Annotated in this window: 9 protein-coding genes; 1 reads left to right on the plus strand and 8 read right to left on the minus strand. The window is 66.6% G+C overall.

Going from position 1 to position 13,013, the window contains the following annotated elements:
- Window positions 1-8: 8 nt before the first annotated feature.
- The 6 genes from HRC28_RS16525 to HRC28_RS16550 form a co-directional block, all read right to left on the minus strand.
- Window positions 9-1,058, minus strand: a complete 1,050-nt coding sequence (locus tag HRC28_RS16525) for an ABC transporter permease (RefSeq protein WP_182376552.1) — start codon at window positions 1,056-1,058, stop codon at window positions 9-11.
- A gap of 191 nt (window positions 1,059-1,249) precedes the next feature.
- The gene (locus HRC28_RS16530) at window positions 1,250-2,971 is read right to left on the minus strand and encodes an ABC transporter substrate-binding protein (RefSeq protein WP_182376553.1); all 1,722 of its coding nucleotides are present in this window, start codon (window positions 2,969-2,971) and stop codon (window positions 1,250-1,252) included.
- Window positions 2,972-3,042: 71 nt separating this feature from the next.
- Window positions 3,043-4,053, minus strand: coding sequence for an ABC transporter permease (locus tag HRC28_RS16535; RefSeq protein ID WP_182376554.1), 1,011 nt, complete (start codon window positions 4,051-4,053; stop codon window positions 3,043-3,045).
- 173 nt (window positions 4,054-4,226) lie between these two features.
- Window positions 4,227-5,999: an aspartate--tRNA ligase gene (gene aspS, locus HRC28_RS16540; RefSeq protein ID WP_182376555.1), complete on the minus strand. Its 1,773-nt coding sequence runs from the start codon at window positions 5,997-5,999 to the stop codon at window positions 4,227-4,229.
- On the minus strand, window positions 5,996-7,429 hold the full coding sequence (gene hisS, locus HRC28_RS16545; RefSeq protein WP_182376556.1) for a histidine--tRNA ligase: 1,434 nt from the start codon (window positions 7,427-7,429) through the stop codon (window positions 5,996-5,998). Before hisS ends, aspS begins: the two co-directional genes overlap by 4 nt.
- 4 nt (window positions 7,430-7,433) lie before the next feature.
- The gene (locus HRC28_RS16550) at window positions 7,434-8,144 is read right to left on the minus strand and encodes an MBL fold metallo-hydrolase (RefSeq protein WP_182376557.1); all 711 of its coding nucleotides are present in this window, start codon (window positions 8,142-8,144) and stop codon (window positions 7,434-7,436) included.
- A 46-nt stretch (window positions 8,145-8,190) separates the two neighbouring features.
- Here HRC28_RS16550 and HRC28_RS16555 point away from each other — a divergent pair, with 46 nt between their 5' ends.
- Window positions 8,191-9,429 carry a DUF349 domain-containing protein gene (locus tag HRC28_RS16555; protein ID WP_237111534.1) on the plus strand — a complete coding sequence of 413 codons (1,239 nt, stop codon included), beginning with the start codon at window positions 8,191-8,193 and terminating at the stop codon, window positions 9,427-9,429.
- Between the two features lie 108 nt (window positions 9,430-9,537).
- Here the strand turns inward: HRC28_RS16555 and HRC28_RS16560 are convergent, their stop codons facing one another.
- Both HRC28_RS16560 and HRC28_RS16565 read right to left on the minus strand, forming a co-directional pair.
- Complete coding sequence (locus HRC28_RS16560; protein WP_182376559.1) at window positions 9,538-10,509, minus strand: type IV toxin-antitoxin system AbiEi family antitoxin domain-containing protein; 972 nt, start codon at window positions 10,507-10,509, stop codon at window positions 9,538-9,540.
- A gap of 168 nt (window positions 10,510-10,677) precedes the next feature.
- A complete protein-coding gene (locus HRC28_RS16565; protein ID WP_237111862.1) occupies window positions 10,678-12,906 on the minus strand; it encodes a bifunctional (p)ppGpp synthetase/guanosine-3',5'-bis(diphosphate) 3'-pyrophosphohydrolase in 2,229 nt (742 codons plus the stop codon).
- Window positions 12,907-13,013 lie beyond the last annotated feature (107 nt).

Raw genomic sequence — 13,013 nt, forward strand, 5'->3', positions numbered from 1 at the left:
GGCGTCTCCTAGCCGACCCGCACCCGCGGGTCGATGAATGCATAGAGGATGTCGACGATGATGTTGGCGGTGATCACGAAGGCACCCGCGATGAGCACGATCCCGATCAGGACAGGCAGGTCGTAGTTGGTGTTCGCCGAGACCGCGAGCTTGCCGAGACCGTTGAAGTTGAAGATCGACTCGGTGATGATCGCGCCGCCCAGGACGCTGGCGAAGTCGAGACCGGCCATGGTGACCAGCGGCGTCAGCGCGGCCCGGAGCGCGTGCTTGAACAGGACCTTCCGCGTCGCGAGGCCCTTGGCCCGCGCCGTCCGGACGTAGTCCTCTGCCTGCGACTCGAGGACGAAGGCACGCGTCATCCGGACGTAGCCGGCCATGTAGAGCATGGCCAGGGTCACCGCCGGGAGCAGCAGGTTGGAGGCCCATTCGAGGACTCCGCCGTCAGCGATCGATGTGTACGTCGGCAGCGGATAGATCTCCCACTTGATGGAGATGTAGCGCAGCAGGAACGTACCGATGAAGAACGAGGGGAACGCGTAGAGGAACAGGGACGTGCCGACGATGCCGCGATCGAGGAACGATCCCTTGGTCACTGCCGCCAGGACACCGATCAGCACGCCGAAGAAGATCCAGATGATCACGGCTGCCAGAGCGATGGAGAAGGTGACGGGCAGAGCCTCGCCCACCATCTCGTTGACGGTCTTGACGCTGTAGGTCGAGTAGCCGAAGCAGGGTGCCGCACAGTCGACGACGTTCTCCGGGGCAGCCTTGCGGAGCTCTTCGTCTGCCGGGAACTGACGGCCGTTCACGATGCCCTTGGCGAAGGTGCCCCACATCTCGGCGGGGCCCTTGATGTTGCTCTCCCAGACGCCGCCATCGCGCGACGGGTAGCCGAGTGCCTTGCGGGCCTGCTCGCGCTGGACGGGCGAGCAGTTCTTGCCACAGGCGTACTGCGCCGGGTCGACGGGCGAGGCGAAGAACAGCGTGAACGTCACCAGGCTCATCGCCAGAAGCATCGCGGCGCCGACGAAGATGCGGCGGATGACGTAGGCCAGCATGCGGGAATCACCTCAGGGGTCGATGGCGACGGAAAAGGGGAGGGCCCGAGACACCTGGGCCACTCCGGCGGCCGGATGGACACGGACTGAGTCCGGGTCCATCCGGCTGCGCGGTGGTGTGGGTGTGCTCAGGAACGAGCACCCCGGTGGTGGGTGAGGCGCCACCTGGACTCCTCACCCACCGGGATGAATCACTTGACGCTGATCAGCCCCAGGTCCGCGAACCCGTTGGACGCCGGGGTGGTGGCGAAGTTGACCTTCGACCCGTGCACCCAGTTGAACAGCGAGATCTCGAGCGGGACGTAGGCGTAGTCCTTACCAAGAACCGCGTCAGCGGCCTGGAGGGCCTTCGTCTGCTCTTCGAGCGTGCCGGCAGCCTGCGCCTCGTCGACGAGCTTGTTGAACTCGTCGCTCTTGTAGTTGCCGTAGTCCTGGTTGTTGGAGGACGGCGTGAGGTTGATGCGGCTGTCGAACAGCGGAGCGGTGACCGTCAGTGCCGACGGCCAGTCCGCACCCCAACCGGCCCACGTGACGTCCGAGTCAGCGTTGGGGTCCTGGATGGTCGGGTAGTAGGCGTCGGTCAGCGGGTTGAGCGTCGTCTCGAAGCCCGACTTGTCCCACGTCTCCTTCAGCGCAGCAGCCTGCTTGTCAGCAGTCTCCGACGCACCGTCGTACGTGAACTTGAGCTTGTACGGCAGCTTGACACCCGCATCTTCAAGGATCTTCTTGGCGGCGTCGGGGTCGCCGGCGCCCAGGTCCTTGAACTGCTCGACCGGCTGGTAGCCCGGAACAACCGGGTTCACGATCGAGTCGGCCTTCTTGTAGAACTTCTCGCCACCACCGGCGGTGATCCACGCCTCGACGTTCGTGGCGACGGCAAGCGCCTCACGAACCTCCAGCGAGAGCCGCTTGGTGTTCGGCACCAGGTAGTCGACGTACGGCGACTCGACGTTCTGGTAACGGTCCTTGAGGGCCGAAGCCTGGGCGATGTACTGCGGCAGGACGCGCGTACCGGTGACAGCAGCCTGAACCTCGGCGTTGTCCTGGATCAGCAGGTCGTTGATCGTCTCCGGCGTCTTGCCAATGTCGAAGATGATCTTCTCCGGGTTGGCCTGACGGTTCTCCGGGGAGTCCGTCGAAGCGTCGTACTCCGGGTTGCGAACGAGCGTGCCGCCCTTGTTCTCGTCCCACTTGCCCTCGAGCATGTACGGGCCGTTCGAGAAGATCTCGAAGTTGGAGCCCTCACCCTTGTCGAGGTCGGCGCGGTACGGGTCCAGCATGTGCAACGCCGCGATGGCGAGCGGGAAGTCCGGCCACGCCTTCTTGAAGTTGTACGTGATGGTCTTGCCGTCGCAGGTGACGGCCTTGTCGAAGTCCGCCTGGCCCTTGTCGGTGTAGGGGCCCTTGTAGACCGGAGCGCCGTCGGCATCCGAGGGGATGTCGAGGTAGCTCAGGAGGTAGTTCGGGCCACCGGTGATGACGTCGTTGGCGAAGGCACGCGAGGCTCCGTACTTGAAGTCCTCACACGTGATGTCCTTGCCGTCCTGCCAGGTGACGCCGTCCTTGACGGTGAACTTCCACACCTTGCCGTCGTCGCTGGACGTACCCGTGTCGGTTGCGAGGTCGGCGACCGGCGTGTTGGCGGTCTCGATGTCGGTCGCGGTCGGGAAGGTGACGAGCTGGCGGTAGACGGTGCGACTGAGGTTGCTGATGTCACGGCCGACGTAGACCCGGTGCGGGTCCGTGTGGCCCATCGGGCTGGCGAGCAGGTAGGTCAGCGTCCCGCCCTTCGTGGCTTTCGTCGGGTTCGACGAGTCGTCATCGTCGCTGCTTCCACCGCCACAGGCGGCGAGAGAGACCACCAAGGCAGCCGTAGCGGACGCCGCGAGCAGCCGCTTTCGAGTGTTGGCCATGAATTCTCCTTCAGTGTGTACGCGCCTGACGGCGGCACATTCGGCGGCGACCTGCCGTCGAAGATCTTGGGTTATCGGTTGGACTTCGGGTCGAGGGCATCACGCATGCCGTCGCCGAGGAGGTTGAAGCAGACGACGATCAACGCGATGGCGAAAGCGGGCGAGAAGAAGTAGACGAAGTCGAACTGCGCGTAGTTGAGCGAGTCGCGCAGCACGTTGCCCAGGGTCGGCGTCGGCGGCTTGATGCTGACGCCGAGATAGCTCAGGGCAGCCTCCGCCGAGATGTACGCCGGCAGCAGGAGCGTGAACGACACCAGCAGCGGCGCCCACAGGTTCGGCAGGATCTCCTTGAAGTACATCCGGAACCGCGAAGCGCCGAACAGGGTCGCCGCGTGCACGAACTCGCGTTCGCGGATCGACAGCACCTGTCCGCGGATCAGCCGCGCAATGGGCGGCCAACCGAAGAGCGCCAGGAAGACGACGACGTACGTCGCCCAGGCCAGGTCACCCTCGGGCACATTCAAGTTCTTGGTGAGCAGTGCATACATCGGCGCCGACAGGGCCAGCAGCATCAGCGTCGAGGGGAACGAAAGGGTCAGGTCGATCAGTCGGCCGATGATGCCGTCCGTGAAGCCCCCGGTGAAGCCCGCAATGATGCCGAGGACCGTGCCGATGGCCATCGCGAGGAGGCTCGCGATGAGGGCGATCGTGAGCGACAGCGTCGTACCGAGCCACACCCGGGCCATGACGTCGCGGCCGGTGCCGGGCTCCACACCCAGCGGATGGCTCCAGCTGATGCCGCCGAGCGGACCGTCAGGAAGGGTGAACTCGTTGAGCAGGTTCTGGTGGTAGCTGGTCGGGTCGAGCACACCGAACTTCACCAGCAACGGCGCCAGGATCCCGCCGATGATGTAGAGCGCCACGATGATGAACGACACCATCGAGAGCTTGTCCTTGCGGAACCGCTCCATCGCGAGTCGTGTCGGTGACTTGCCCTCGACCTTGCCGCGATCCATGTCGTCCGGATGACCGGTGGGGTCGGGCAGACCCTCGCTCTCGAGGTTGCTCACCGTGGTGGTCATGTCACCTCTACGTCCCGTTGCTCGCCGCCAACGGGACGTTGTGAGCCGTCCCGTTCAGTGCCGTCCGATGTCGGCACCGCGAGCGACATTAGGTGCTCCGGTTGCGCCAAAGCGATAGCGACGCGGTAACGGTTTGGTCTCGACCTACCGGAAAATCCTTCCGGCCCGAACGGTCAGGACTTGGTTTCGTCCTCCGGACGGGCGTCCACACCGGCTTCCTTGCGCTGATCGGCCGTGATGGGCGCAGGAGCAGCCGTCAACGGGTCGTAGCCGCCACCGGACTTCGGGAACGCGATCACCTCACGAATCGAGTCCACCTTGGCCAGCATCGCGACGATGCGGTCCATGCCGACAGCGATGCCGCCGTGCGGCGGCGCGCCGAACTTGAAGGCGTCGAGAAGGAACCCGAACTTCTCCTGGGCGTCCTCCTCGCTGATGCCCATCACCGAGAAGACGCGCTTCTGGACGTCCTCACGGTGGATCCGGATCGAGCCACCGCCGAGTTCGCTGCCATTGCAGACGATGTCGTAGGCGTAGGCCAGGGCGCTGCCGGGGTCGGTGTCGAAGGTGTCGGCGAACTCGGGCTTGGGGCCGGTGAACGCGTGGTGCACGGCGGTCCATGCGCCGGCGCCCACGGCCACGTCACCGGACGCGACAGCGTCGGAGGCGGGCTCGAACATCGGGGCGTCGACCACCCACGTGAACGCAAAGGCGTCCTCGTCGATGAGGTCGCAGCGACGGCCGATCTCCAGTCGGGCAGCACCCAGGAGGGCACGGCTGGACTTGGTGGCGCCGGCACCGAAGAAGATGCAGTCCCCCGGCTCGGCACCGACGTGGGCAGCCAGGCCGGCCTGTTCGGTCTCGGAAAGGTTCTTGGCCACCGGACCGCCGAGCGAGCCGTCCTCGGTGACGAGCACATACGCCAGTCCCTTGGCGCCGCGCTGCTTGGCCCACTCCTGCCAGGCGTCGAGCTTCTTGCGCGGCTGGCTGGCGCCACCGGGCATCACCACCGCGCCGACGTACTCGGCCTGGAAGACGCGGAACGTCGTTTCCTTGAAGTACTCGGTGCAGTCGACGAGCTCGTTGCCCATGCGGAGGTCCGGCTTGTCGGACCCGAAGCGAGCCATCGCGTCGGCGTACGTCATGCGCGGGATCGGACGCGGGATGTCGTAACCGATCTGGTCCCACATCGCGGCGAGCACGTCCTCCATGAGGGCAATGACGTCCTCCTGGTCGGCGAAGCTCAGCTCGATGTCGAGCTGGGTGAACTCGGGCTGGCGGTCGGCACGGAAGTCCTCGTCGCGGTAGCAGCGCGCGATCTGGTAGTACCGCTCGAGGCCGCCGACCATGAGCAACTGCTTGAACAGCTGCGGGCTCTGGGGCAGGGCGTACCAGCTGCCCGGCGCGAGACGAGCAGGCACCAGGAAGTCGCGTGCGCCTTCGGGCGTCGACCGGGTCAGGGTCGGCGTCTCCACCTCGACGAAGCCGTGCTGGTCCAGCACGTCGCGGGCGGCCTTGTTGACCTTGCTGCGCAGCCGGAGGGCGTGCGCAGGGCCGCTGCGGCGCAGGTCGAGGTAGCGGTGCTTGAGGCGCACCTCCTCGCCGACGTCGACGTGGTCGCTGATCGGGAACGGCAGCGGAGCAGCGGGGTTCAGCACCTCGACCTCGGTCGCCACGACCTCGATCGCACCGGTGGGCAGGTTGGGGTTCTCGTTGCCCTCGATGCGGGCGACGACCTCGCCGGTCACCTTGAGGCAGAACTCTGCACGCAGGCTGTGCGCGACGGCCTCGTCACGGATGACGACCTGGACGATCCCGCTGGACTCGCGGAGGTCGATGAAGGCCACACCGCCGTGGTCGCGCCGGTTGGCCACCCACCCGGCAAGGGTGACGGTCTGGCCGACGTGCTCGGCGCGGAGTGCGCCGGCGTCCTGGGTGCGGATCACGAGAGTTCCTTTTCGGTGGAGTCGGTGGTGATTTCAGTGGTGGAGATGGCCAGAACCCGCGGGCGCAGGTCCTGGCTCGGAGGCTGCCACGTCGCCGGGTCTGCTGCGACCTGGTTTCCGTCGCGGATGTCCTTGACCTCGTGGTTCACGGTGCCGTCCTCAGCGCCGCCCTCAGCGCCGCCCTCAGCGAGCGAGGAGAACCAGACGTACGGAATGCCACGCCGCTCAGCGTGACGGATCTGCTTGCCGAACTTCGCAGCGGTCGGTGCCACCTCGCAGGGAATGCCCCGCGCACGCAGCGCGGTCGCGGTCGCGTCTGCCTCGGCGCGGGCGTCCTCGTTGGTGAGGGCAACCAGAACCACGCTCGGGACCGAGCGGTTCGAGGTGAGCAGGCCGCGCTGGACGAGAGGCACCAGCACGCGGCTGACGCCGAGCGAGATGCCCACGCCGGGGTACGTCGTACGACCGTCGCTGGCGAGGGCGTCGTAGCGACCGCCCGAGCAGATCGAGCCCAGCGACTCGTAGCCGTCGAGGCGGGTCTCGAACACCGTGCCGGTGTAGTAGTCCAGGCCGCGCGCGATCGACAGGTCCGCCTCGATCCGAACCGTGTCGGTGGCGAACGGACTGCACGCACGGACCAGGGTCGCGAGCTCGTCGAGGCCCTCGTCGAGGAGTTCGTCCTTGACCCCGAGGGCGCGGACCTGGTCGACAAAGGTGTCGTCAGTCGTGCGGATCGTCGCCAGGGCAAGGGCCTTGTCGGCCTGGTCCTCCGTGACGCCCGCTTCAGTGAGCAGCAACTCGCGAACCTTTGCGGGGTCGAGCTTGTCGAGCTTGTCGACGAGGCGCATCACCTCGTCGATCCCGGCGACGGAGATGCCGAGGCCGGCGTAGAAGCCCTGGATCAACTTGCGGTTGTTGACCTGGAGCCGGAACCCCGGGAGCCCGATCGATTCTGGGTTGGCGAGGCGCGAGAGGGCCTCGAGCATGACCCGGGCGACCTCCACGTCGTGGTGGAAGGGCAGGTCGTCGCGGCCGACGATGTCGATGTCGGCCTGCGTGAACTCGCGGAAGCGCCCTTCCTGGGGTCGTTCACCGCGCCAGACCTTCTGGATCTGGTAGCGGCGGAAGGGGAACTCCAGCTTTCCGGCGTTCTCCAGGACGTAGCGCGCAAAGGGCACCGTGAGGTCGAAGTGCAGCCCGATCCCGGCGTCCTTGCCCGACTCGTCGTGCAGGCGCTTGAGGACGTAGACCTCCTTGGAGGTGTCGCCCTTGCGCAGCAACTGGTCGAGAGGCTCGACCGCACGGGTCTCGATGTTGGCGAAGCCGTGCAGTTCGAAGGTGCGCGCCAGGGTCGCCACGACCTCCTGCTCGACGTGACGCTGCGCAGGCAGGAACTCGGGAAACCCGCTGAGCGGGGTGGGCTTGGCCATGGAACTACAGACCTCTGGTCACTCGGCCTGCGGAACCCGAGTCGAGCAGATCCAGCAGGAAGGGGTTGGACGCACGCTCGCGACCGATGGACGTCTGTTCGCCGTGGCCGGGCAGCACGACGATGTCGTCGGCCAGCGGCAACACCTTCGAGGTGAGCGAGCGAAGCATGGCGGCATGATCGCCGCCGGGCAGATCGGTGCGACCGATCGAGCCCTGGAACAGCAGGTCACCGGAGAACATCAGCTCCGAGATGTCTTGGTCGCCGTACGGCGTCCGGAACGTCACCGAGCCGGGCGTGTGGCCGGGCGTGTGGTCCACGACGACCTGCAGCCCGGCGAGCTCGAGGGCGGCGCCGTCGGCGAGCTCCTCGACGCGGTCGGGCTCCGTGAACTCGTACTTGCCGCCGAGGAGCATGCCTGCAGTCTCGGCGGACATGCCAGCCATGGGATTGGCCAACAGGTGCCGGTCATCGGGGTGGATCCACGCAGTCGCGTCGTACGCGCCCGCGACAGGGGTCACCGACCACATGTGATCGATGTGGCCGTGCGTCAACAACACGGCGACCGGCTTGAGGTTGTGCTCCCGGACGACGTCGGCGACGCCGCTGGCTGCGTCCTTGCCCGGGTCGATCACGATGCACTCAGAACCCGCTCCGGTGGCCGCGACATAGCAATTGGTGCCCCACGGTCCAGCGGGGAAGGCAGCGATGAGCACCGACCCAGCCTATCGGCCTGAGGGTTCGGCACTAGCATGGCCCACTGTGACTACCTCCGACTGGGGCCGCGTAGCTGATGACGGCACCGTCTATGTGAAGACATCCGATGGCGAACGCGCGGTTGGGCAGGTCCCCGACGTGCCTCCCGAGGAAGCCCTGGCCTTCTACACGAAGCGCTACGACAACATCGCGCTCGAAGTGGACCTGCTCCACAAGAGAGTGATTTCGGGGGTCCTGTCCCCCGAAGAGGCTGTCTCCTCGGTGAAGCTCGTACGCGACCAACTCGCCGACATCCATGCGGTGGGCGACCTGGCCATCCTCGGGCGCAAGCTCGACGAACTCGGCCCGGTCATCGCCATCCAGCGCGAGGCCCGCAAGGCCATCAAGGCGCAGAAGGCCACCGAGGCGCGCGAGCAGAAGGAGAAGCTCGCCGTCGAGGCCGAGAAGATCGCCGGCGGCCGCGACTGGCGCAACGGCGCCAACCGGCTGCGCGAGCTCCTCGACCAGTGGAAGCAACTGCCCCGCATCGACAAGGCCGCCGACGACGCGCTCTGGAAGCGTTTCTCGACCGCCCGGTCGGCGTACACGAAGGCCCGCAAGGGGCACTTCGCCGAACAGGACGAGAAGCGCGAGGGCGCTCGCATCATCAAGGAGCGCCTGGCCACCGAGGCCGAGGCCCTCTCCAGTTCCACCGACTGGGGCCCGACCTCGGGCAAGTACCGCGACCTGATGCGCGACTGGAAGGCCGCCGGCCCCGCGCCGAAGAACGTCGACGACAAGCTCTGGCAGCGCTTCCGCGGCGCCCAGGACTCGTTCTTCGGAGCTCGTGACGCCGCCAACGCCGCCCTCGACACCGAGTTCGCCGCCAACGCCGAGGTCAAGGAAAGCTTGATCGTCGAGGCCGAAGCCGTCCTCGGCCCACTCGCCGAAACCGGCGACGTCGTCGCCGCCAAGGCCGCGTTCCGTCTCGTCGCCGACCGCTGGGACGAAGCCGGAAAGGTTCCGCGCGACCGGATCAAGGACCTCGAAGGCCGCATGCGCGCCGTCGAGCAGACCATCCGCAAGGCCGAGGACGACCAGTGGCGCAAGTCCGACCCCGAGAAGTCGGCCCGCGCCGACGACATGGTGTCCAAGCTCGAAGCCGCCATCGCCGAAGCCGAGGCCAAACTCGAAGCCGCCCGCGCCAAGGGTGACGCCAAGAAGATCCGCGACCTCGAAGAGAACCTCGAAGGCCGCCGGTCGTTCCTGGACATGGCGAAGAAGGCGTCTGCGGACTACCGCTGACGGGGTGCTGCAGGTATACCCGCTGAAGCGGGTATTCCTGCACTCCTTGGCCGTTGCAACGGGCAGGAAGCGCAAGAAAGCGTCAGGGAGTCCGACACCTGAAGCCTTTCACGATGCGGTACGACGTGCGCGAGCCGCGGCCACGGACGCGATCAGTCGCCGCACACGAACCTCCAGGTTGCCGGGGTCGGCGAGGTCGGCCCACGTGATGCGCAGGCACCGCCATCCGGTGAGTTCGGCAATCAACTCCTCGCGTCGCTTCTCCCTCAGGACTGCGTCAGCAGGCGTCTCTCCTGGGCGCAAGTACTGCTCGTACTTCACGCGGCCATCAAACTCGATCCAGATCCCGTGCTCTGGGAGCGCAAAGTCGAGCCGCGCGACAAGCACCGCGCCGTCGTACACCTCGAACTGCGGAACGGGCTTCGGCAGACTGCGCGCAAAGAAGAAGTACGACGTGCGCGACTCGCCAACGGACTCGATTCGTGGATCCGCCAACCGCAGCACGGTGTCGGTCGTCAATGAGTACGGCCAATGCTCCATCGACATCTCATAGCGGGCCACGAGGTTCGCTGCATCAATGTCCCCTCGGTGCAAGAAGTGATTGGCAACGACCAGTCCCGCTTCTGCGGAGCCCAGGATTGTCGCCTCCAGGGTCGCCCGCAGAGCCGACATGACCAGCAAACCGTGCGTCTCGACGACATCGCCCGCGAGAAGCCGGCCGCAGTGTCGTTGGATCCCCGCCTCCCTGCGGCCCGAGAAACCATCTTCGCGAGTCAGGTGCACGACGCTCTGATCGAATCCCCACACCGGTCCGCAATGGAACGGCACGGCCGACGCGTGGCTGAGAATCACGCCCGTTCTTGCCTGCAGGTAGGCCGCTCGGCACGTGACCGCGTAGCGCTGCTCGGCCGTCATCGCTCGCCATGCCTCGCCGGTGACGTAGGCCCCGCGCCGCGGTCGGGCCAGTGCACCAGATCGAACAGCTCGCGCCAGGGAGCGATCGGAGTGGTCACCGCGCGCGATCAGATCACGGCGTAGGCCGATGGGTGTGAGTCGCGGGTCTTCCGGTGGCAGGAACATGCTTCACAGACTTCCCCCGTCCGCTGCCTGACAGGCACCCAGATTCGAGCCTGTGGAAATCGCCGGCGCCGCCGCACTTCCTGACGTTTACCTGCGCATCTTGGCCGTTGCAACAGTCGGGAAGCGCAGGAATCCCCGCTGAAGCGGGTATTCCTGCAGCGGGCGGCCCTACTGGGTGACGCGGTAGGCGTCGAAGACGCCAGGAACGGTGCGCACGTTGTTCAGGACCGTGTCCAGGTGCTTGGCGTCGGCCATCTCGAAGGTGAACCGGGACTTGGCGACCCGGTCGCGGGAGGTGGTGAGGTTCGCGGACAGGATGTTCACGTGGGCGTCGGAGAGCGCCATGGTGATGTCGGACAGCAGGCGTGAGCGGTCGAGGGCTTCGACCTGGATGTTGACCAGGAACGTCGACTGGCCGGTCGGGGCCCATTCGACATCGACGACCTTCTCAGGCTGGCCGAGCAGGTCGGCGGCGTTCGTACAGTCCTTGCGGTGGACCGAGACTCCCCCGCCCTTGGTGACGAAGCCGAGAATCGAGTCGGGCGGCACCGGGGTGCAGCACTTGGCGAGCTTCACCCACACGTCGGGGGCCCCGGTGACCATGACGCCGGCGTCACCGCTGGCGGGTCGACGGGACCGGCTGCGACCGGTGATGGTGACGGCCTCGGCGAGGTCCTCCTGGGCGCCTTCGTCACCACCGTGCAGTTCGATCACCCGCCGGACGACCGCCTGGGCGCTGAGGTTGCTCTCCCCCACGGCGGCGTAGAGCGCCGTCACGTCGGCGAGACGGAAGGCGTCGGCAACCAGCGAGAGCGAGTCGTGCGTCAGCAGGCGCTTGAGGGGCAGGCCCTCCTTGCGCATCAACTTGCCGATCTCGTCCTTGCCGCGCTCGATCGCCTCTTCGCGACGTTCCTTCGTGAACCACTGGCGGATCTTGGACTTCGCACGCGGCGAGCGGACGAAGTTCAGCCAGTCACGTGAGGGTCCGGCGCCTTCGGCCTTGGAGGTGAAGACCTCGATCACGTCGCCGTTCTCGAGGGTCGACTCCAAGGGCACCAGGCGCCCATTGACGCGCGCACCGATGGTGCGGTGGCCGACCTCGGTGTGGACGGCGTACGCGAAGTCGACGGGCGTCGCGCCCGACGGCAGCGCGATGACGTCGCCACGCGGGGTGAAGACGTAGGTCTCGGTCTGGTTGATCTCGAAGCGCAACGACTCCAGGAACTCGCCCGGGTCCTCGACCTCGCTCTGCCAGTCCAGGAGCTGGCGCACCCACGACATGTCGTCCATGTCGGCGCGCTTGTCGGTGTCCGTGCCGGTGCGGCCGTCTTCCTTGTACTTCCAGTGGGCCGCGACGCCGTACTCGGCCCGCCGGTGCTGGGCGAAGGTCCGGATCTGCATCTCCACCGGCTTGCCCATCGGGCCGATCACCGAGGTGTGCAACGACTGGTACATGTTGAACTTCGGCATCGCGACGTAGTCCTTGAACCGCCCGAGCACGGGGTTCCAGCGCGAGTGCAGGACACCGAGGACGCCGTAGCAGTCGCGGTCCTCCTCGACGAGGATGCGGATGCCGACCAGGTCGTAGATGTCGGAGAAGTCGCGACCGCCGACGATCATCTTCTGGTAGATCGAGTAGTAGTGCTTCGGGCGTCCGGTCACGGTCGCCTTGATCTTCGCTTCCCGCAGGTCCTTCTCGACCTGGGTGATCACCTCGGCCAGGAACGAGTCGCGCGACGGCGCTCGCTCGGCAACCAGGCGCACGATCTCGTCGTAGATCTTCGGATGGAGGGTGGAGAACGCGAGATCCTCCAACTCCCACTTGATGGTGTTCATGCCGAGCCGGTGGGCCAGCGGCGCATAGATGTCGAGCGTCTCGCGCGCCGTGCGCTCCTGGCTCTTCTGCGGCACGAAACGCAGCGTGCGCATGTTGTGCAGACGGTCGGCCAACTTGATGACGAGGACCCGGATGTCGCGCGACATCGCGACGATCATCTTGCGGATGGTCTCGGCCTGGGCGCTGTCGCCGTAGACGACCTTGTCGAGCTTCGTGACCCCGTCGACGAGCGCCGCCACCTCGTCGCCGAAGTCGCGTCGACACTCCTCCAGCGTGTACGGCGTGTCCTCGACCGTGTCGTGGAGCAGCGCCGCGACGAGCGTCGGCTCGGTCATGCCGATGCCGGCGAGGATCGTGGTCACAGCCAGCGGGTGGGTGATGTACGGGTCGCCGCTCTTGCGCTTCTGGTCGGCGTGGAGGCGCTCGGCGATAACGTACGCCCGCTCGAGCAGGGCGAGGTCGGCCTTCGGGTGATTGGTCCGTACGGCGCGGAACAACGGCTCCAGGACGGGATTGGAACCCTGGTTGCGGTTGCCCATCCGGGCCAGCCGGGCCCGCATGCTGCGCGCGGTGGCGGCGGGTTCCGCAACGGCCGGGGCGGGGTTCGCGGGTTCCGTGGGCGCAGCGTCGTCACGCGGTTCAACGCGTGCGGGCGTGCGTTCCTCGG

The sequence above is a fragment of the Nocardioides sp. WS12 genome, from assembly GCF_014108865.1.
GTDB lineage: Bacteria > Actinomycetota > Actinomycetes > Propionibacteriales > Nocardioidaceae > Nocardioides.